The sequence below is a fragment of the Stomatobaculum sp. genome, from assembly GCF_057248925.1.
On record NZ_DBHIHF010000010.1, the window covers coordinates 42,098 to 62,065 of the forward strand.

The 19,968-nt window shown below is 56.3% G+C and carries 18 protein-coding genes; 2 read left to right on the forward strand and 16 right to left on the reverse strand.

Annotated features, from left to right (window positions below):
* Positions 1–79: 79 nt before the first annotated feature.
* On the forward strand, positions 80–1,999 hold the full coding sequence (locus ACO4XG_RS04960) for an ABC-F family ATP-binding cassette domain-containing protein (protein ID WP_308508359.1): 1,920 nt from the start codon (positions 80–82) through the stop codon (positions 1,997–1,999).
* A gap of 21 nt (positions 2,000–2,020) precedes the next feature.
* Positions 2,021–2,209, forward strand: a complete 189-nt coding sequence (locus tag ACO4XG_RS04965; protein ID WP_308508358.1) for a cell division protein DIVIC — start codon at positions 2,021–2,023, stop codon at positions 2,207–2,209.
* A gap of 65 nt (positions 2,210–2,274) precedes the next feature.
* Here the strand turns inward: ACO4XG_RS04965 and ACO4XG_RS04970 are convergent, their stop codons facing one another.
* The 16 genes from ACO4XG_RS04970 to galT form a co-directional block, all read right to left on the reverse strand.
* The gene (locus ACO4XG_RS04970) at positions 2,275–3,936 is read right to left on the reverse strand and encodes a flotillin family protein (RefSeq protein WP_308508357.1); all 1,662 of its coding nucleotides are present in this window, start codon (positions 3,934–3,936) and stop codon (positions 2,275–2,277) included.
* Between the two features lie 50 nt (positions 3,937–3,986).
* A complete protein-coding gene (locus ACO4XG_RS04975) occupies positions 3,987–5,273 on the reverse strand; it encodes an adenylosuccinate synthase (protein ID WP_308508356.1) in 1,287 nt (428 codons plus the stop codon).
* A 28-nt stretch (positions 5,274–5,301) separates the two neighbouring features.
* Positions 5,302–6,741, reverse strand: a complete 1,440-nt coding sequence (gene purB, locus ACO4XG_RS04980; RefSeq protein WP_308508355.1) for an adenylosuccinate lyase — start codon at positions 6,739–6,741, stop codon at positions 5,302–5,304.
* Positions 6,742–7,006: 265 nt separating this feature from the next.
* Entirely contained in the window at positions 7,007–8,260 is a 1,254-nt protein-coding gene (gene hydF / locus ACO4XG_RS04985; protein ID WP_308508354.1) for a [FeFe] hydrogenase H-cluster maturation GTPase HydF, read from the reverse strand.
* Positions 8,261–8,448: 188 nt separating this feature from the next.
* On the reverse strand, positions 8,449–9,528 hold the full coding sequence (locus tag ACO4XG_RS04990; RefSeq protein WP_308508353.1) for an ABC transporter substrate-binding protein: 1,080 nt from the start codon (positions 9,526–9,528) through the stop codon (positions 8,449–8,451).
* A 55-nt stretch (positions 9,529–9,583) separates the two neighbouring features.
* On the reverse strand, positions 9,584–10,342 hold the full coding sequence (locus ACO4XG_RS04995; RefSeq protein WP_308508352.1) for an ABC transporter ATP-binding protein: 759 nt from the start codon (positions 10,340–10,342) through the stop codon (positions 9,584–9,586).
* Entirely contained in the window at positions 10,343–11,329 is a 987-nt protein-coding gene (locus tag ACO4XG_RS05000; RefSeq protein ID WP_485129662.1) for a FecCD family ABC transporter permease, read from the reverse strand.
* A 141-nt stretch (positions 11,330–11,470) separates the two neighbouring features.
* Complete coding sequence (gene hydG / locus ACO4XG_RS05005) at positions 11,471–12,934, reverse strand: [FeFe] hydrogenase H-cluster radical SAM maturase HydG (RefSeq protein WP_308508351.1); 1,464 nt, start codon at positions 12,932–12,934, stop codon at positions 11,471–11,473.
* A gap of 64 nt (positions 12,935–12,998) precedes the next feature.
* Entirely contained in the window at positions 12,999–14,081 is a 1,083-nt protein-coding gene (hydE, locus tag ACO4XG_RS05010; protein WP_308508350.1) for a [FeFe] hydrogenase H-cluster radical SAM maturase HydE, read from the reverse strand.
* Positions 14,068–14,316 (reverse strand): TM1266 family iron-only hydrogenase system putative regulator, encoded by a 249-nt coding sequence (locus ACO4XG_RS05015; protein WP_009533674.1) that lies wholly within the window; start codon positions 14,314–14,316, stop codon positions 14,068–14,070. The genes hydE and ACO4XG_RS05015 overlap by 14 nt, the downstream gene beginning before the upstream one ends.
* An 11-nt stretch (positions 14,317–14,327) precedes the next feature.
* Positions 14,328–15,062 (reverse strand): phosphoribosylaminoimidazolesuccinocarboxamide synthase, encoded by a 735-nt coding sequence (locus ACO4XG_RS05020; protein ID WP_308508349.1) that lies wholly within the window; start codon positions 15,060–15,062, stop codon positions 14,328–14,330.
* 13 nt (positions 15,063–15,075) lie between these two features.
* On the reverse strand, positions 15,076–15,846 hold the full coding sequence (gene dapB / locus ACO4XG_RS05025) for a 4-hydroxy-tetrahydrodipicolinate reductase (protein WP_308508348.1): 771 nt from the start codon (positions 15,844–15,846) through the stop codon (positions 15,076–15,078).
* Positions 15,843–16,733 (reverse strand): 4-hydroxy-tetrahydrodipicolinate synthase, encoded by an 891-nt coding sequence (gene dapA, locus ACO4XG_RS05030; protein ID WP_308508347.1) that lies wholly within the window; start codon positions 16,731–16,733, stop codon positions 15,843–15,845. Before dapA ends, dapB begins: the two co-directional genes overlap by 4 nt.
* A gap of 222 nt (positions 16,734–16,955) precedes the next feature.
* A complete protein-coding gene (locus ACO4XG_RS05035; protein ID WP_308508346.1) occupies positions 16,956–17,459 on the reverse strand; it encodes a hypothetical protein in 504 nt (167 codons plus the stop codon).
* 226 nt (positions 17,460–17,685) lie between these two features.
* The gene (locus ACO4XG_RS05040) at positions 17,686–18,255 is read right to left on the reverse strand and encodes a GrpB family protein (protein WP_308508345.1); all 570 of its coding nucleotides are present in this window, start codon (positions 18,253–18,255) and stop codon (positions 17,686–17,688) included.
* A 14-nt stretch (positions 18,256–18,269) separates the two neighbouring features.
* Positions 18,270–19,751 carry a UDP-glucose--hexose-1-phosphate uridylyltransferase gene (gene galT / locus ACO4XG_RS05045; protein ID WP_308508344.1) on the reverse strand — a complete coding sequence of 494 codons (1,482 nt, stop codon included), beginning with the start codon at positions 19,749–19,751 and terminating at the stop codon, positions 18,270–18,272.
* Positions 19,752–19,968: the final 217 nt, after the last annotated feature.

Here is a 19,968-nt window from a genome sequence, read left to right on the forward strand (position 1 = left end):
CTGCCTTGTCAATCCGACGGCATTTCGCTATACTACAGCGGAGTATTCATTGTAAAGCTTGCGTGAAAATGGGGTGCTTATGATACTGAATGCCGCGCATTTAAAAAAGAGTTTTGTGGGGGAGACCGTCATTGACGACGCCTCCTTTTTCCTGAACGAACATGACAAGGCGGCGATTGTCGGTCCGAACGGCGCCGGAAAGAGCACGCTCTTAAATCTTCTGACCGGTGAACTGTCACGTGACGGCGGCGATGTCACGCTGAAAAAAGGCGCTACCATGGGCTATCTTCACCAGGACAACACGCTCGACTCTGCGCTCACCATCGAGGAGGAGCTGACCAAAGTCATTCAGCCCATCCTGGACTTAGAATCTCAGCTCGCCGCATTACAAGAAGAAATGAAGCACGCCGAAGGCGCGGCGCTCGAAAAACTGCTCGCCGCCTATACCGAGGCCGAGCACCGCTACGAGCTGATGGACGGCTATGCGGTCAGAAGCCGTGTGACCGGTATTATCCGGGGTCTCGGCTTCAGCGAGGCCGATGCCGCGCGGCCGCTCTCCTCGCTCTCCGGCGGTCAGAAGACCCGTGTGTTTCTCGGCAAACTTCTGCTCGAAGAGCCCGATTTGATTCTGCTCGACGAGCCGACCAACCACCTGGATCTCGAGAGCATCGAGTGGCTCGAGACCTATCTCATGAACTATGCCGGTGCAGTTCTGATTGTCTCGCACGACCGCTTCTTCTTGGACCGCATCGTCAATAAGATTTTTGACTTAAACCACGGCAAGGTGACAAGCTACGACGGCAATTACACACAATTCACCGAGAAGAAAGAAGCGCTCGCCGAAGCCGCCGCCCGCGCCTATGCAAACCAGCAGGCCGAAATCAAACACCAGGAGGCCGTGATTCAGAAACTCCGCGCCTTTAACCGAGAGAAGTCGATTAAGCGCGCCGAGAGCCGCGAAAAACTGCTCGACAAGGTGGAGCGCCTCGACAATCCGTATGAAACGAAAAAGGACATGGCGCTCTACTTTACGCCGGACGAGGTCAGCGGCAACGATGTTCTCTCGGTCGAGCACCTCGGCAAAGCGTTTGGCGACAATGTCCTCTTTTCTGACCTCAATTTCTCCTTAAAGCGCGGCGAACATGTCGCCATTATGGGCGGAAACGGCACCGGCAAGACCACGCTTCTGAAAATCATCAACGGTTTGCTTCCGCCGGACAGCGGCACGGTGACCCTCGGGACCAAGGTCTTCTGCTCTTACTACGATCAGGAGCACCAGGTGCTGCACCCCGAGAAAACACTCTTTGAGGAACTTCAGGACACCTGGCCGGACATGACCAACACCGAGGTCCGCAATATGCTCGCAGCCTTCCTCTTTACCGGGGACGATGTCTTTAAGCGCATCAAGGATTTATCCGGCGGCGAGCGCGGCCGTGTGTCTCTTGCAAAACTCATGCTCTCCCACGCAAACTTCCTGCTCCTCGACGAGCCGACCAACCATCTCGACATGGAGAGCAAAGAAATCCTGGAGCGCGCCATCCGCGCCTTTCCGGGCACGGTGCTCTACGTATCCCACGACCGTTATTTCATTAACCGCACAGCGACTCGCATTCTGAATCTGACCGAACACTGCCTTGTGAACTACATCGGCAATTACGACTACTATCTCGAGAAAAAAGCGGATGCCGAGCGCGCCGCGCTCCCCGCGAACACGGTCGCGGCCGAGCAGCGCGAAATCGATGCGCCGCCGACGAGTGCCGAGGACTATAAGACCCAGAAAGCGCAGAAAGCCGCCGAGAAAAAGCGCCGCGCCGAATTGGAAGCCTGCGAGAAGCGCATCGCCGAACTCGAGGACACACTCCGCGGCATTGAAGAAGAGTTCCTGCTCCCCGAAAACCAGAGAGACGCCGCTGCTCTCCTCGCGATTCAAAAGCGAAAAGACAGCGCCGAAGAGGAACTCGCCGACTGCTATGAGCGCTGGGAAACGCTCGCCGACTGACTGTCATCAAAGGAGCTGCCTATGAAACGTGTCTTCAGCCTCGCACTCGTGCTGTTTCTGGTTGTCATTCTGCTATCGACCCTCTTGGTGGGGCTCTTTGGCGGCGCAAGCGGTCTTCCGCTGCTCCGCGCTCTGATCTTCATGGATGTCACGATTCCCGTGATCCTCTACGGCTTTTTGCTGATCACCAAACACAGAAGAGGAAAATAACGGAGAAATTCCCCTTGCTACAAAAAGGCGACAGCCTGCGCTGTCGCCTTTTTGTCTTTAAGTCCTCAATCTTGTTTTCGCTGCTGCGGCTCTTTCTCTGCGGCCTTTTTCTCAGGTGCCGCGGCACCTGCCGTTTCGCCGCTCTTCTTTTCGCTGTCCTTGGCCGGAACAAAGCCTGCGGGATGCGCAGCCTCCGCCTCCTTGCCGCCCTCCGCGCACACACTCGCGTGCTCCAGGCCGGTCACATTGAGATTCCGATTTACCTTCGCGTCATAGGTACCTGCGCGCATGATCTCGCCGAGATCGATGCCCGTGGTCTCCTTCATCGACTCAAAGAGCTTGCCCATGACAACGGGGACATTCGACGCAAGCTGCGACACGCCGTTCTCGTTGCTGCCGCTGCCGCCGATGATCGTAATCTTATCAATCTGCGCGAGCGGCTTCGCAATCTCACTCGCAATGTCCGGGAGCACCTTGATCAGCATCTCCGCCATTGCGGCATTGTTGTACTTCTGGTAAGCCTCGGCCTTCTTTTCCATGGCCTCGGCTTCCGCAAGACCCACGGCTCTTCTCGCCTCTGCCTCTGCCTTACCGCGCAGGGCAATACCGCTTGCCTCCGCTTCGTACTTCGCGCGGATACCGCTTGCCTCCTGCTCCGCAGCGTACTTTGCAGCCTCTGCGACGGCCTTTCTCGCCTCTGCCTCGCGCTCCTGCTCGTACTTTCTCGCCTCCGCCTCTCTCTGGCGCTTTGCGAGTTCAGCGGCAGCCGCCTGCTCCACACGGTACTTCTCGGCATCGGCCTTCTTGTTGATTTCGGCGTCGAGGGCCTGCTGCATGACCGCGACTTCCTGCTTCTTCAGCTCCGAGTCGCGCTCTGCCTTTGCAATTGCGGCGTTGACCGTCGCAATCTGGATATTCTTCTCTTGCGCCTGCTTCTGAATCTCGTAAGCGGCATCCGCCTCTGCCTTCTTCGTATCAGAAATGACCTTCAACTCCGACTGACGTATCGCAAGTTCATTGTTCTTCTGCGCAATCTCGGTGTCCGCCTGGACACGCGCATCGTTTGCGGCCTTGTTTGCCTCGGCCTGTGCAATCGCGACATCGCGGTCCGCCTGCGCCTTCGCAATCGCGGCGTCCTTCTTAATCTTCGAAGTGTTGTCCGCGCCGAGGTCGTTGATGAGCCCCTTCTCATCCGTCACGTTCTGGATGTTGCAGGAGAGAATCTCGATGCCGAGTTTCTCCATATCGGCAGCCGCCTTCATCATCACCTGATCCGAGAAGGAATCGCGGTTCGTGTTGATGTCCTTTAAGGTCAGCGTGCCGATGATCTCACGCATGTTACCCTGCAGAGAGTCCTGCAAGTCCATCGCAATCTGCTCAGGTTTCTTATTCAGGAAGTTGCGAGACGCCTTTTCAATGCCCTTACTGTCCGGCGCGATTCGCACTTTCGCGACCGCATCCACATTGACGTTGATAAAGTCCGTCGTCGGCACCGACTGTTCGGTCTTGATATCGACCGTCATCTGACCGAGGTAGAGCACATCGAGGCGCTCGAGGAACGGAACTTTAACGCCGGCCCGTCCGATTAAAATCTTCGGCGTCTTCCGATACCCAGAGATGATGAACGCCTTGTCCGGCGGTGCCTTGACATAACCGGAGAGTACGACGATCAGAAAGAAAACAATGAGGATAACAGGAACTAAGGTGCGAAGCAATGCGAGATCCATGGCAAAATCCTCCTTTTCTCAAATGACTGTGCCCTGTCGAAACCTTCTTTTTACTTCTTGCGGTGAATGAGTTCCTCTCTGCCCGGTCCGTTTGAGACCATCGTAATCGGAACGCCGATCTCTTTCTCGATGAACTCGACATACTTCCTGCAGTTCTCCGGCAGCTCCTCATAGCGCGTGATGCCGCGGATATCCTGCTTCCAGCCCGGCAGGACCGTGAGCACCGGCTTGCAACGCTTTAAGAGCGGCGTGACCGGGAAGTAGTCTATGATCTTACCATCCAGCTCGTAACCCGTGCAGACCGGAATCTCGTCGAGATAGCCGAGTGCATCCAACACCGTGAGCGCAACCTCCGTGCTGCCCTGAACGCGGCAGCCGTAGCGCGTCGCGACCGCATCGAACCAGCCGACGCGGCGCGGTCTTCCGGTGGTCGCACCGTACTCGCCCTTATCACCGCCGCGCTTTCTGAGTTCCTCTGCCTCGGTCTCGTCGAGAATTTCGGAGACAAATTCACCTGCGCCGACCGAGCTCGAGTAAGCCTTGGTGACCGTCACAATGTCCTTTAACTCATAGGGCGGGAAGGCCGCACCGACCGCCGCAAAAGCCGCCGTCGTGTGCGAGCTCGTGACCATCGGGTAAATCCCCTGATCCGGGTCCTTGAGGGAGCCGAGCTGGCCCTCGACAAGAACCGTTTTGCCTGCGCGAAGCGCCTCGGTGAGGAAAGCACCCGTGTCCGCGAGATAGGGAGCAATCGCCTCGCGGTACTCCGCCAGGGTCTGCATAATCTCATCCGCCTTCAGCGGCTCCTGGTGATAGAGGTGCACAAAGAGCGCATTCTTAATGGTGCAGATGTTTTCGACCTTCTCGCGCAGTGCCTCTTCGTCGAAGAGCTCGGCCGCCTGAATGCCGATTTTCGCGTACTTATCCGAATAGAACGGCGCGATGCCGGACTTTGTGGAACCAAAGGCCTTACCCGCGAGTCTCGCCTCCTCGTAGCTGTCCTGTAAAATGTGATAGGGCATCAAAAGTTGCACGCGGTCGGAGACCAGAATCTTCGGTGCCGGCACGCCCTGTTCCTCGATGCTCGCGAGTTCCTTCACGAACGAAGGAATGTGGAATGCGACACCGTTGCCGATGACATTGGTGATATTCTCGGAGAACACGCCCGACGGCAGAAGGTGCAGTGCAAATCTACCGTAGTGGTTGATAATCGTATGACCCGCGTTTGCACCGCCCTGGAAGCGCACCACAATGTCCGCATCCTGCGCGAGCACATCCGTAATCTTTCCCTTGCCTTCATCACCCCAGTTGGCACCGACAATTGCTTTGACTGACATATGATAAACTCCTCTCTCTTTTCGACCCTTAGACCTGAATCTCGGCCTTTTCGCCAAGTGCATCCTGATTCTCTTTCAGCAGCGGATTCACCACTTCGTTCAGGTAATCCGTGACCTGCTCCGCACTTCTGCCGATGTAGCGCTCCGGCTGCATGGTCTTCTCGAGATCCGCCAGATTCAGGTGGAACGAAGGCTCTGCGGCAATCAGCGCCAGAAGGTCGTTGTCCCTGCCCTCTGCCTTCACATGCTGTCCGGCAATCATCGAGAGCTCGCGAATCTTCTCGTGCAGTTCCTGGCGGTCGCCGCCCGCCTTGACCGCGTCCATCATGATATTCTCGGTCGCCATGAACGGAAGCTCCGCCATGAGACGCTTCTCAATGACCTTCGGGTAAACCACGAGGCCATCCACGACATTCATGTACAGGTGGAGGATGCCGTCGATTGCGAGAAAGCCCTCCGGAATTGAGAGGCGCTTGTTCGCGGAGTCGTCGAGCGTGCGCTCGAACCACTGCGTGCTTGCGACAAGCATCGGGTTCATCACATCGCTCATCACATAGTTCGCAAGGCTCGCCATGCGCTCACAGCGCATCGGGTTCCGCTTGTAGGCCATGGCCGAGGAACCGATCTGGCTCTTCTCAAACGGCTCCTCGACCTCCTTTAAGTGCTGCAGGAGGCGAATGTCGTTCGAGAACTTGTGCGCGCTCTGCGCAATGCCCGCGAGTACATTCAACACGCGGGTGTCGATCTTCCGCGAGTAGGTCTGGCCGGAGACCGGGACACAGGCCGAAAAGCCCATCTTCTCCGCGATCATCGGATCGATCTTCTTAATCTTTTCTTCATCGCCCTCAAAGAGCTCTTTAAACGAAGCCTGCGTGCCCGTGGTGCCCTTGCAGCCGAGCAGCTTCATGTTTGCGAGCACATGGTCAAGATCCTCAAGATCCAGAAGGAGCTCGTTGATCCAGAGCGTGGCGCGCTTGCCGACCGTGGTCGGCTGTGCCGGCTGGAAGTGGGTAAAGGCGAGGGTCGGAAGGGTCTTATACTTCTCCGCGAAGGTTGCGAGCTCCGCAACGACATTCAGGAGTTCGCGGCGCACAATGCGGAGCCCCTCCGTCATGAGGATGATATCCGTGTTATCGCCCACATAGCAACTGGTTGCGCCGAGGTGGATGATGCCCTTTGCGCTCGGGCACTGCTTGCCGTACGCATAGACATGGCTCATCACATCGTGGCGCACTTCACGTTCTCGCGCCTCTGCGACTTCGTAGTTGATATCCTCGGCATGCGCCTTTAATTCCGCAATCTGCTCCTCCGTAATCGGAAGTCCGAGTTCCCTCTCTGTCTCTGCGAGTGCAATCCAGAGTTTTCTCCAGGTGCGAAACTTCTTCTCCGGTGAAAACAAATACTGCATCTCCGCCGAGGCATAGCGCTCGGAAAGCGGACTCAGGTATTTATTGTATTCTTTTTGCATATGCGGTCTCCTTCTTGTTCCGATTGGCAGACTACTCCAATTTCCATAACACTCTGTATTTTAACACGAATACAGGCTTAACTCCAGTCCCACTGCATACAGGAAACATACTCCGAACCGCACACACAAAAAGCACGCCGTGAAAGCGTGCTTCCCCGTTCCTCCGAGAACAAACGGAAACATCTCTGTTACCGCTGTCCGTTGACGACTGCTCCCCGCTTTGTTCTGCCTACACGCTTTGTCGCAATCACAAATACCCTTCGACTTAATCCCGGGATTGCTTTTCCTGTAGCAGCGGCACGGCCGCGCGCGGCAGTATGCCCTGCATCGCGGCGAGTGCCACGCCGTAATTGGTAATCGGTATTTCCGCGTTGCGGCTTTCTTGAAAGCGCGACAAAAGCTCCGTATCCCCGAGCATACAGGCACCGCAGTGCACCACCAGGCTTATGTTTTTTTCGCGCAGGTCGTCCGGGAACTCGTGCCCCGAGCTGAAATAAAAGCGGAGCTTTTTCCCCGAGGCCTTTTCGAGCAGCTTCGGGAGCTTCACCGTGCCGATGTCCTTGCACTGGCGCTTATGGGTACAGCCCTCGGAGATTAATACGGCAGCGCCGTCCTCGAGTCTCCGTATGGCCTCCGCGCCGACCAGCGCTTCTTCGAGTACACCGCTCTGTCTGGCAAGCAGCATACTGAAGGAACTGAGCGGCTGTGTGTCGGGGATCAGAGCGGCAACCTCCGCAAAGGCCTGCGAATCCGTGATGATGAGAGCCGGCGCTGTTCTAAGCGCCGCAAGCAAGGCGGAAAGCCCTTCCGGCTGACAGAGAAAGGGAAAGGCTCCACCATCGAGAAGTTCCCGCACCGCCATCTGCTGCGGCAGAATGAGGCGACCGCGCGGCGCGGATTCATCCTGCGGACAGACGAGGACAACCGTATCCCCGGGCGCAACGAGATCCATGAGCAGCGCCTTCTTTTCCGCCTTACGCGGAAGCATGCCGATGGCAGTCTTAACTTCCTCTATGCCTTCTCCGCTCACGGCAGAGCAAAGATAAATTTCTTTGACCTTGGCCCCGCAGCGTGTAATAAGCCCTCTGAAGTAAGCCTCTGCCTCCCTGCGCTCGGTCTCCGTGAGCGCTTCCGCCTTGGTGATGACCGCTAAAAGCGGAATTCCCTGTGCCGCGAGCGCACAAAAGAGTCGCTCCTCCGCCGCTCCCGCCTCTTTTTTTCCCGCGAGACAGAGCACTGCCGCGTCACAGCGCTTTTGCATCTCCTCGGTGCGCCGCACGCGTTCTCTGCCGAGTTCCCCTTCGTCATCGATGCCCGGGGTGTCGATTAAGGTAACGGGCCCGAGCGGCAAAATCTCCATGGTCTTTTTCACCGGATCTGTGGTCGTTCCGGGCGTATCCGAGACCAGCGCGGCCTTCTGTGCGCTCAACGCATTGAAGAGGCTCGACTTGCCCGCATTTCTCGCGCCGAAAATACCTATATTCACGCGAAATTTTTCGCTTGCTCCGAATTCTTGCATGCGCTGCTTCCTCTCTGATTTCTGTCTGTCTTAATTTCTTTCTGTTTTAATTTCTGTCTCTCTTAATTTCTGTCTCTCTGACTTCCGGCTTTCTGAAGCCTGTCTATCTTCGTTCTGCTTTATTCTTGTATGCTTCCGAAAAAAAGCGGATGAGCTCTCCGCCCATCCGCCTTCCTCGGGTAAATCGCTTATTTCTCATACATGAAGTCATAGAGCTTCTCGGCGGAGTCAATGACGCGCGCGCCGTAATCCATCACATCGTCATAGTCCATCTCGATAATCTTTTTGTTCTTGATTGCCGGCACATCCTGCACCACCGCGTTTTCGCTGAGCGAAGCGACCGCATTCACATCCGCCGCCGCAAAGCGATCCGAGCGCACATAGACAATCACATCCGGATTCATCGAAATCAGATTTTCGAGCGTGAGGCCGTTGCCGCCCTTCTCGAGCACATTTTCCGCGTTCAGGGTCTTTAACATGCAGCTGCTCATCTTCGAGTTGAAGCCGGCAAAGGTACCGTCCGTATAGCCCGCCATAAAGAGCACCTTCTTCGGCTCTCCCTTTTGGTTGCTGACCTTGGTGAGCAGCGCGTCAATCCGCTTGTCAAGTTCGTCCGCATACGCATTCGCCTTCTCCTGCACATCAAAGATTTTGCCGATGTTGCGGACATCCTCCGGAATGTTTTTGAGCGACTGCTCAATCGAAGCGCTTGCGAGTTCGGTATAGACCGGAATGCCGAGTTCCTGATAGGACTGCACCGTGCCGATTGCCGTGTCGGTGAACATGAGAGGACCCTTGCCGAGAATCAAATCCGGCTCGAGCGCCAGTATACTCTCCTTCGAGACCGACTTCTTGTCGCCGAGACTCTTTAACGAGGCAATCTCGGTCGCAATGTCGCCCTTCAGCGCATTGTCGTTGTCAAAGACCGCGACAATTTTATCTTTTAATCCGAGCTTAATCAGAAGCTCAGTCATCGAGAGCTGGGTCGAGAGCACGTGTTCCGGCGCATGGGCATAGCTCATCTCGACTTCCTTGCCCTCGGCGTCGTAAATCTTGAGCGTCAGGGGATAGGCGGTCTTTGCAGCCGCACTGTTTTTCGCCTCAGTGCTGCTCTCTGCCGAAGCACCGTTCTCGGTACCTGCCTTGCTCTCCGTCTCCGAAGCGTTTGCGGCGCTCGTCTCGGAGCTCGCTGCCTTTTGTCCGCAAGCGGTAATCATCAGTGCCGCCGCGACTGCCGCGAGCGGTAAAAGCATCGTCTTTTTCTTCATAGCCCTTCTCTTTCTGCGGGATCTCCGCTAAAACTTCTGTTGCCAAACGCTGTTGTCAGAGATACTGAATCATGAGTTTTCCGTCAATGGGGCTCGGATACACCGCTGCCTCAATTTCAAAAATCCGCCGTATGGTTTCGGGTGTCATCACCTTTTCCGGCACACCGCTCTCCACGATTTCGCCCTGTCGCATGAGATACAGATAGTCGCAGTACTGCGCGGCAAGGCCGAGATCATGCAGCGCCGCGAGCACCGTGATGCCGAGATCTTTGATGATCGACAGAATTTCAATTCGGTAGCGTATGTCCAGATGATTCGTCGGCTCATCCAGAATCAATACCTTCGGGTTTTGTGTGAGCGCGCGTGCCAATACAACGCGCTGCTTCTCTCCGCCCGAGAGGGACTGAAAATTCCGATCGCGGTAGTCTTTCATGCCGACCTTCGAAAGCGCCTCGAGCGCCGCCTCGTAATCCCTGTCCTTTTCCCGCTCGAGCAGCGTGTGAAACGGATAGCGCCCCATCAGCGCAATGTCCATGACCGTATAGTCAAAATTAATCTGATTGAACTGCCCCATGACCGCCATGCGGCGCGCAATTTTCTTGCCCGAAAAGCGGGCAATGTCCTCGCCGTCAAGCCTCACCGTGCCGCTGTCCGTCTTCTGGGTCTTATAAATCGCGCGAAGCAAGGTGGTCTTGCCGCTCCCGTTTGCACCGAGGAGGGCCGAGAACTTGTGCTCCGGCACATCGAGCGTCACGTTTTTCACAATGGATTTTCCGGCGATCGAGACCGCGATGTTTTCTGCTTCCAGTCTCATTTATTTGCCTCCGAATCCGTAGCGTTTCCGCACCATCACATAGACAAAGAAGGGAGCACCGATTAACGCCGTGAATATGCCGACCGGCAGCTCCGTGTTCGGCAGTAAACTCCGCGCAAGCGCATCGACCCAGAGCATGAAGAGCCCCCCGGAGAGCGCCGCGATCGGCAAGAGTCTTCGATGTGCGGTACCGACCAGAGCCCGCGCGAGATGCGGAATGATGAGCCCCACAAAGCCTATCGTGCCGCAGGCTGAAATCAGAGCGCCCGTGAGCAGCGAGAGCACCAGCAAATACACGAGGCGGCAGCGAAAGGTATCGATGCCGATCGTGACAGCTGCCTCTTCCCCGAGCAAAAGGCCGTCTAAAGTCCTCGCCTGACTCATAAAAAAGAGCGTTGCCAGCAGAACAATCACGGCAATGAGCCCGATGTTCTTCCAAGCAGCACGCGTCAGCGCCCCCATGGTCCAGAACTTAATCGACATGATGCCGTCGGAATTGCCCGCGACCGCAATGATGAAATTGGAAAAGGCAGTGAGCAGCGCGTTCACGATCATGCCGGCGAGGATTAACTTAACCGAAGTGGTCTTTCCGTCCGCCGAGGCCAGTGTGAGCACCAGAAAGCAGGCGAAACCTGCGCCGAGAAATGCCCAGAAACCCGACACAATACCGACACCGAGAAACAGAGAGCCCGTTGCGCCGAGCGTCGCCCCGGCCGACACCCCAAGAATATAAGGGTCTGCCATTGGATTCTGCACGACCGCCTGCATCACGCAGCCGCAGAGCGCAAGACCGCTCCCCGCGAGAAAACCGAGGATAATTCGCGGCACGCGGATTTGCCAGACAATCTGCTCCATCGAAACCGGAATGCTGCGACCGCTTTGCCCGAAGAGATGGCGCTGTAAAACGGCCCAGGTCGTTTCGACCGGAATTCGCACCGCCCCCATGCAAAGCGTGACGAGCGCCGAGGCCAGCGCTGCGAGTATCAGGCAGAGAACAAGCCATTTTGTTTGTCTCGTGGCGTATACCTCCTTTGTTTCAGATTAGCTATGACTACTGAACTACCATCTTATCCCGACTTCTCTCTCTTGTCCAGCAGAACCTGCTCTTTTCTCCCGCAACGCTGCGACTTAGAAGCGGAAATCTCTGCGGTTCGAGGCGTAGATCTCTTTGATATTCTCCGCTGCGATTGCGCGGCTTCTTTCGTTCGGAATGCTCGTAAGTTCGGCTTCCACCAAGGCCTTGCCGGTTTCCTTGGTCTCCTCGGATGCATAGTCGGTCAGGTATTCCGCGAGCGTCATGAGTGCATTCGGATGGCAACAGTTATGAATCTGACCGCTCTTTAAGAGACTCATGAAGCGGTCGCCCGTGCGCCCCTCCCGGTAGCAGGCCGTGCAGAATGAGGGCAGGAAGCCGTCCCGCATAAGCCAGAGCAGAACTTCATCCAGGGTTCTCTGGTCCGAGACATCGAACTGCTCGGTGTCATGCAAGCGTTCTTCCTCGGCATAGCCGCCCACCGAGGTACGGGAGCCTCCGGAAATCTGCGAGATGCCGACCCGAAGCGCTTTGCCGCGCACCGCCTCCGACTCACGGGTCGAGATAATCATGCCCGTATAGGGAACCGCAATGCGGATGCAGGCAATGATCTTCAGGAAAGTCTCATCGTCAATGCCGTTCTCGAACTTGCTCGGATCGATATCGTCCGCCTTTTTGAGGCGCGGCACACTGATGGTGTGAGGGCCCACGCCGTGCACGGCTTCCAAATGCTCCGCGTGCATCAAGAGCCCCGCAAACTCGTAGCGATACTTGTCGAGTCCAAAGAGCACGCCGATTCCCACATCGTCGATTCCACCCTCCATCGCGCGGTCCATCGCCTCGGTGTGGTAGCGATAGTCGTGCTTCGGGCCGGTGGGATGCAGCGCCTCATAGCTCTCTTTGTGGTAGGTCTCCTGGAATAAAATATAGGTGCCGATGCCGGCGTCCCTGAGTTTTCGATAGTTTTCGACCGTGGTCGCAGCGATATTCACATTGACGCGGCGGATGTCGCCGTTTTTATGATGAATGCCGTAGATGGTATGGATGCACTCCAGGATATAGTCAATCGGATTGTGCAGCGGGTCCTCGCCCGCCTCGAGCGCAAGGCGCTTATGCCCCATGTCCTGGAGCGCAATGACCTCCTGCCGCACTTCTTCCTGCGTCAGCTTTCTCCGCTTGATGTGCTTATTTTCCGCATGATAGGGACAGTAGGTGCAGCCGTTCACGCAGTAGTTCGAGAGGTAGAGCGGCGCAAAGAGGACAATACGATTTCCGTAAAAGGCAAGCTTGATTTCCTCTGCGCGTTTCATCATCTCGGCATTTTTTTCGGGAAGATCGCACGCCAATAAGACCGAGGCCTCCCGGTGCGTGAGTCCCTCACAGCGGACTTTCCCGCCCTCATACTTGGGGCGCGCCTTTTCGAGTATGCGATCGATCAGTTCTTCGTTTCGTTTGTTTTCCTCCGCATAGCGAAGGGTCTCTAAGATTTCTTCGTGGGAAATAAACTCCTCTGCCCTGAGAGAGGCAGGGTTATAAGATGTGCTTGCAGATGTAGCCATGAAGGGTTTCCTTTCTTGCGGTCCGGGGGACCCGTTCCGTTCAGATTGAAATAGGATTGAGGTACTACTCAAGCGCCGATGGCGAAGGGAGCGGTTTCACGTCCCCGCGTGTCTCGGTCAGCCGGTAGCCGATGGATTCCATGCGCCGGCTTAAACAAGAACGGCAAGCTGCCGACTCGTCTCCGGTGCAGATTTTATTGTCATAGAGCAGATATTTTTTCCGGACTTCGACCGGAGACAGATTAGGCATCACGACGTTTGCCCCCGCCTGTATGCCCAGCTCCCGCCCCATGGGATGTATGGTGCCGAGCGCCGTGGTGGCCGGCAATAAAAGATTCGGCTGCAATATCCGGAGCAGGGAGAGCAAAAACAGGGTCTGATGCAAATCCCCCTGCTTCTCGTCCCGGAACACAGTCGCGTGCTGCGGGATAAAGGGGCCGATGCCGCACATGGCGGGCTTGAATTCCTGAATGAAGCAGAAATCCTCCGCGAGTGTCTCGACCGTCTGTCCGGGCGAGCCGACCATAAAGCCGCAGCCCACCTGATAGCCTATGCGCTTCAGGTCCTCGAGGCAGTCAAGTCGGTGGCGAAGCGAGAGTTCCGCCGGATGCAGCTTCCGGTAGTGTGCCTCATCCGCGGTCTCGTGGCGGAGGAGATAGCGCTCCGCGCCCGCATCGAAGAGCCGCTGATAGCTCTCGTGCGTTCGTTCGCCAATCGAAAGCGTAATCGCGCAGTCCGGGTGCTGCGCCTTCATTGCGCGGACAATCCGGATCAGCCTGTCATCGGTAAAGTACGGGTCTTCGCCGCCCTGCAAAACGAAGGTGCGAAAGCCGAGCCGGTAACCCTCGCGGCAACAGAGCAGTATATCCTCCTCCGAAAGTCGATATCGCTCCGCCTCCGCGTTGCTCCGCTGCAGACCGCAGTAGTGACAGTCGTTCTTACAGTAACTCGTAAATTCAATGAGGCCCCGCGTGAACACCTGATCTCCGTAAATCCTTTTTCGAAGCCGCACCGCTCTCTCGGCCGCCTCCTGCCGGAGTATCTCCGTCTCGGCACCGATTAATTCCGCATATTCCGAAAAAGCAAGCCCCCGCTCCCGCTCCAATTTGTCGAGCAGGACGAGGGCTCTCTCGTCAGCGCTTCGCATAGGCAGTTTTGACACTCACATGCGGCAGATTCCCGACCTTCCCGGCGAGCTCCGCAATCGTGTTCTCCGGCGCGTCGAGGGCAATCGCCATGAGGCTTATATTCTTCTTTTCGTACGGCAGTCCCATGCGCCCGATGATATAACTCCCGTAGCTGTGCAACAGCTGATTCAGGGGCTCCGCGCTGTCTCTGTCCTCCACGATGATACTCATCACCGCAATTCTGGTCTCTTCCAAACGCTTCCTCCTTACTCGCCCAGCAGTTCCTCCGGCTTTAAGGAGCCGATGCCGAGGCGCTTGTAAATTTCGAGATAGGCCTCTCGCACATTGCCGAGATTCCGGCGGAAGCGGTCCGCATCCAGGCGCTCGTGCGTATCCCGGTCCCAGAGGCGCATATTGTCCGGCGACAGGGCCCCGGTCAATACCACTTCCTCCTTGTTTTTGCCGAAGGCAAGCGAGAGGTCGATTAAATCCACCCGGCGCTCCGCAAAGTAGGAAATCAGAATCTCGTTGATGCGGAAAGCGAGCTGTGTCATCTTCCGCAAGTCCTCCTCTTTGACCAGGTCAAGCGCGAGCGCGTCATAACCGTTTAAGAAATACCGCTGTCCGCCGTCTTTCCGGTTCCGGAGCTCCGCCGTGGGGCGCGAGAGCGCTTTGCCCTCTGCCACGCCGGTTCTCTCCGCAAAACTGCCCGCACTGAAATTTCGCACCACGAGATCAAAGGAATAACGATGCACGGCGCGGAAACTTAATTCCCGCGCCGAAATCTCTTCCAGAAAAGCTGTCCGTATCCCCTTGGTCTCGAGATGGCGAAACAGGCTGGCCGTCATGCGGCTCGCGACTATCCCCTTGTCGGCGACGGTCTCGGTTCTGCCGTCCGCATCCGCGACCTGATCCAGCCACTCGACGAGGGTCACGCCCTCGGTATCCGTCGCATAGCACCGCGTCACGGCCGTGCCGCCGATACTCTCTCTCTTCTCCATCCCGTCTTTCCTCTTAAACCTGTAAACTTGCGGCAATCACATCCGCCATCGTATAACGCCCCGGCTTCTGTTCCGCGAGAAACTTTGCCGCCTCGACCGCGCCCTGTGAGAAAATGCGGCGCGAGTATGCGCGGTGGCTCAGGGTCAACACCTCGTCATCGCCCGCGTAAATCACATCGTGGTCGCCCGGAATCGTGCCGCCGCGCACCGCGGAAATGCCGATTTCGTCCTGCTCCCGCGCCGTGTGGCGCGACTCGCGGTCGTAGACATAGTGAAAGCGCTCGTCGCAGGCCGCGTTAATCTCGTCGGCGATGGCAAGTGCCGTTCCGCTCGGCGCATCCACCTTTCTTCTGTGGTGCTTCTCGACAATCTCAATGTCAAAGCCCTTCGCCGCGAGCACAGTCGCCGCCTCGGCTGCGAGTTTCATCAGAAGATTCACGCCGAGCGACATATTTGCGCTCCGAAGGATTGCCACCTTCTCCTGCAACGCCGCGATGCGCGTAAGCTGCGCTTCGCTGAGTCCCGTCGTGCAGATAACTGCGGGCATACCCGTGCGCTCCGCAAAGTCGAGCACGGCATCCACGGCCGCTGCGACCGAAAAGTCAATCAGCACATCCGCGCTCTCTTTGGTAAGCTTCGAAAAATCCGCATAGACCGGATAGTCGGCCGGTCCCGCCGTGCGGTCCACACCGGCGACAATCTCCGTGCCCGCATCCGCGAGCGCGGTGGCACTGACCTCCCGTCCCATATGACCGCAACATCCGTGCAGTAAAATACGAATCATAAAATCCCATACTCCTTCATTGCAGACTTCAGGCTCTCCAAGTGCTCAGGTTCCATCTCACAGAGCGGCAGCCGCAACGGGCCGACTTCCTTGCCCATCAGGTTCAGCGCGGTCTTCACCGGAATCGGATTCACTTCGATGAAGAGCTGGTGAATGAGTTCCGCTGCCTCAATCTGCATCGCGGCTGCCTTCCGGACATCGCCGTCCAGCATGGCGCGGCAGAGCTCGTGGGTCTTTCGCGGTGCGACGCAAGCGAGCACCGAAATCACACCCTTCGCACCGAGCGACATGAGCGGAATAATCTGATCGTCATTGCCCGAGTAGAGATCGAATTCGTGGCCGTCCAGAAACTCGAGCGTGCGCAAAATGTTGGTGAAATTGCCGCTCGCTTCCTTCATGCCGACAATGTTCGGCACATTCTTTCCGAGATAGGCGACCGTCTCCGGCTGAATCGTGAGTCCGGTTCTGCTCGGAATGTTGTAGAGCAGGCAGGGAATCTTCACTGCATTCGCTATCTGCGTATAATGGTGAATCAGACCCTTCTGTGTTGCCTTATTATAGTAGGGAGAAACCAGCAAGAGGCCGTCCGCACCGTACTTTTCCGCCTCAATCGACATCTCTACCGCGGTATCCGTCGAATTGGAGCCGCTGCCGGCCACAACCGGAATCCGGTGATTTACGATCTCAACACTTCTCTGAATCACTTTGAGATGCTCCTCGTGCGTAAGTGTCGAAGCCTCGCCGGTGGTGCCGCAGGAAATCAGCGCGTCCGTTCCCTCGGCAATCTGCTCCTCAATGAGCTCTTCAAGCTTCTCGTAATTGACCGTGAGGTCATCATTCATCGGTGTTATCAGGGCAACACCGGAGCCCTCAAAAATGCTTTCCATGCATTTCCTCCGTCTTCACATCCGTGATCGAATCCAATGCGTTTACTTTTCCGTACATCCGGCACTGCGCCGTTTTCTGACGAAGTCCCGATAAAATGAGACTTCCTCTGCTACATTATCGTAACATAGCCATATTTGAAAAGCAAGGCAGGGCTCTATGGACGCTGCGGTTTCGGCTCCGCAAAAAAAGGGAAGAGCTGCCAAAGCTCCTCCCTTTTCGTCTCAGCTCTCCTGATAGACGATGATATACGCCTTCACGTTCTCGCTCCCCTTCACCAGAGTCAGCGGAACGCTGAGCACATCGCGCGGCACCTCTCCCTTATAGTATTCCTTGCGCTCCTCCGGGGAGTAGGCATACATCGCGGCCGAATAGCTGTGTCCCTTCTCGAGCTCCACATCAAATTCTACCTTCTCGCTCACCAGGTTGATGTTCTTTCCCAGCGCGTTTACTTCCGTGCTCTCATAGACGCCCGCAATTCTGTGTGATCCCTCCGGAAGCGCGACAATCTTCTCAAGATTCTCTCCGCTCACCGTCTCAAAGAGAGAGAGGTCCCGACCGTCAATCGAAAACTTCTTTCCGTAGAGATGCAGGAGCGCCTTGTCCGCATTTGACGCCTGATAGTCCGTTGCCTTACTTTTGCGCTTCTTCTGGATGCTCATCATAATCACAAAGAGCAGCGCCCAGACACCCACCACGATTGCAATAATCAACTTTGTGTCAATCATTTTCTTCCCCTCCTAAACTTCTCCATCCGCTTCGCCGACTGACTGTGCGGCTTTGTATGTTTACCGTATTGAATGGCAACGAAAGAACAGCTGTGCGGGCAGTTTCTCGCACACTTGCCGCAGCCTATGCAACTGTCATCCGCGGAAAAGCGACGGGGCTTACACTTGATTTCATTGTAAATCGACTGTGCAAGCAGGTCAAGCGAATGCATCGGCGCGTGCGACTTCACGCATACCGCTCGCCGTAGGCCGCCTTTGCCGCCTCTGTCTGCTTCCGGATAAAAGCGGTCTTACCCTCCGTGTAGGCGTCCCGGTCGTGCTCGTACTGTCTCCAAAGTTGCTGTTTCAGCACCTCGTATTCATTTGCGAGCACCGGATTTTCACGGAGATAATCCCTGAAGTAGAGTTCATCACAGTCCCCGCGGTACCTGAGGTGTAAGTGAAAAACCTCTTTTGCAAAGCCCTCTTCGGTGTAGCCGAGGCGCAGAAAAATCCTGCTGGGCTCCGTGTATTTTCGCACAAAGCCAAGGCTTTCTATTGTTTGTGCCGCCCGCGCCATATCCTCTTTCGGTTCCAGTTCCGCCATGATATCCACAATATTCTTGGCCCGGATCCCCGGAATTGCGGTGCTGCCGACATGGCTGATTCTTGCAACCGCGAAGGCTCGCAGAACTTCACTAAGCTTCTTTTCCATCGTCGCGTACTGCGTGTCCCAGTTGTCATCATGAGAAACCAGAAAGATGGGGAACAGCTCCCGGAATTTCTCCGGGCTCATATTCGTCACCTGCCTCTCCATATTCGCCTTGCCTCTCAGACTGTCTCTAAAAAGCGGAGAAACGCCTGCTTGCCTACCTCGTTTCGCCGGTAGACACCTGCATCTTCGAGGACCTTTGCGAACACGAGACCGGTCTCCTTCCGCACAATTTCGAAAGCATTGTCCGCCGTGATCCGGTACTGCGGGGCAAAGTGCTCTGCCCAGTCGGCATGCTTCTCGGTCAGGGGATTTTCTCGGAGCGACTTGCCGTTTGCAAGAGCCTCGGCGACGGCCGTGAGCTCGGTCTTCAGTCTGGCGGGCAGCACAGCAAGTCCCATGACTTCGATCAAACCAATGTTCTCTTTTTTGATGTGATGCAGGGCCGCATGCGGATGATAGAGCCCCAGCGGATGCTCCTCTGTGGTCAGATTGTTCCGGAGCACGAGATCCAGTTCGTACTTGCCGTCCCGCATGCGCGCAATCGGCGTAATCGTGTTGTGCGGCACACCGTCGGTCTCCGCAAAGATCATCGCGTCGGCATCGGTATAGCCGCGCCAAGTCTTTAAAATCCGGTCCGCGAGCTCAATGAGCCGCAGTCTGTCCGATGCGGAGAGACGAATGACCGACATCGGCCACTTCACAATGCCTGCGCTCACATCGTCAAAGCCCGGGAAACGGAACGCTGTCTCAATCTTCGCCCGCTCCATCGCAAAGCTGTAGTGACCGCCCTGGAAGTGGTCGTGCGCCAAGATAGAGCCGCCCACAATCGGCAAATCCGCATTCGAACCTACGAAGTAGTGCGGGAACTGGCGCACAAAGTCGAGGAGCTTTGCGAAGGTATCGCGATCAATCTTCATCGGCGTGTGCTCGCGGTTAAAACAGATGCAATGCTCGTTGTAATAGACATAGGGCGAATACTGCAAAAACCAGGGTTTTTCATTGATTGCAATCGGAACAATCCGGAGATTTTGCCGCGCGGGGTGATTCACGCGACCCGCATAGCCTTCATTTTCCGCGCAGAGGAGACAGCGCGGATAGTTTGACGCCGGCAGATTTCTGGCTGCCGCAATATCTTTCGGGTCCTTTTCGGGCTTCGAGAGGTTGATGCTGATGTCAAGCGTCCCGTAATCTGTCTCGGTTGTCCAACGGAGGTCCTTCGCGCAGCGGTCGCGGCGGATATAATTCGTGTCGCCGCTGAACTTGTAGTACCAGTCGGTCGCGGCCTTCGGGCTCTCCCGATAAAGCGCTTCGAACTTTCGTCTGACTTCCGCCGGGCGCGGCGTGAGCCGCCCCATGAGCTCGGTGTCGAAGAGATCCCGGTAGGTTGTTGTATTCTCCTTCAGCACACCGCGCGCATACGCGTCGTCCAGCAGGGTGTCCAAAATCTCGGGCAGGGTTGCATCCTCCGCGACCGAGAGCTCGGTCAGCGCGTCGAGACGGAGCGCGTCGAGCAGCGTGTTGACCGCCCAGATTCGCTCTTCCTCCTCGATCAGTCCTGTTTCCTTTGCATAATCCACCAGTTTCAGTACAGCATTCATACGTTTTTTCCCTCATCCTATTGGTATTGGCTGATGCCGAATCAACGCGCTGTGTCTCTCATGTGATTCACATACTGCCCGTGCGCCTTTGTGTGCTTCCCGTACGGAATCGCAAACACTTCTCTTTGATCCGGACCGGCTTTTTGTTTACCATAACGTCTGTCTCTCTGCGCTGTATCGCACGATTCCCTATGGCACCGATCGCGCCGGGCGTGGT

Bases quoted from the DNA above. Each gene is read 5' to 3' on its own strand.
- ACO4XG_RS04975 (WP_308508356.1), bottom strand. From the start codon at position 5,273: ATGTCAGTCAAAGCAATTGTCGGTGCCAACTGGGGTGATGAAGGCAAG.
- purB (WP_308508355.1), bottom strand. From the start codon at position 6,741: ATGCAAAAAGAATACAATAAATACCTGAGTCCGCTTTCCGAGCGCTAT.
- ACO4XG_RS04995 (WP_308508352.1), bottom strand. From the start codon at position 10,342: ATGAGACTGGAAGCAGAAAACATCGCGGTCTCGATCGCCGGAAAATCC.
- dapA (WP_308508347.1), bottom strand. From the start codon at position 16,733: ATGGAAAGCATTTTTGAGGGCTCCGGTGTTGCCCTGATAACACCGATG.
- galT (WP_308508344.1), bottom strand. From the start codon at position 19,751: ATGAATGCTGTACTGAAACTGGTGGATTATGCAAAGGAAACAGGACTG.
- ACO4XG_RS04990 (WP_308508353.1), bottom strand. From the start codon at position 9,528: ATGAAGAAAAAGACGATGCTTTTACCGCTCGCGGCAGTCGCGGCGGCA.
- ACO4XG_RS05035 (WP_308508346.1), bottom strand. From the start codon at position 17,459: ATGATTGACACAAAGTTGATTATTGCAATCGTGGTGGGTGTCTGGGCG.
- ACO4XG_RS04965 (WP_308508358.1), top strand. From the start codon at position 2,021: ATGAAACGTGTCTTCAGCCTCGCACTCGTGCTGTTTCTGGTTGTCATT.
- ACO4XG_RS04960 (WP_308508359.1), top strand. From the start codon at position 80: ATGATACTGAATGCCGCGCATTTAAAAAAGAGTTTTGTGGGGGAGACC.
- hydF (WP_308508354.1), bottom strand. From the start codon at position 8,260: ATGCAAGAATTCGGAGCAAGCGAAAAATTTCGCGTGAATATAGGTATT.
- ACO4XG_RS05040 (WP_308508345.1), bottom strand. From the start codon at position 18,255: ATGGAGAGGCAGGTGACGAATATGAGCCCGGAGAAATTCCGGGAGCTG.
- hydG (WP_308508351.1), bottom strand. From the start codon at position 12,934: ATGGCTACATCTGCAAGCACATCTTATAACCCTGCCTCTCTCAGGGCA.
- dapB (WP_308508348.1), bottom strand. From the start codon at position 15,846: ATGATTCGTATTTTACTGCACGGATGTTGCGGTCATATGGGACGGGAG.
- hydE (WP_308508350.1), bottom strand. From the start codon at position 14,081: ATGCGAAGCGCTGACGAGAGAGCCCTCGTCCTGCTCGACAAATTGGAG.
- ACO4XG_RS04970 (WP_308508357.1), bottom strand. From the start codon at position 3,936: ATGGATCTCGCATTGCTTCGCACCTTAGTTCCTGTTATCCTCATTGTT.
- ACO4XG_RS05020 (WP_308508349.1), bottom strand. From the start codon at position 15,062: ATGGAGAAGAGAGAGAGTATCGGCGGCACGGCCGTGACGCGGTGCTAT.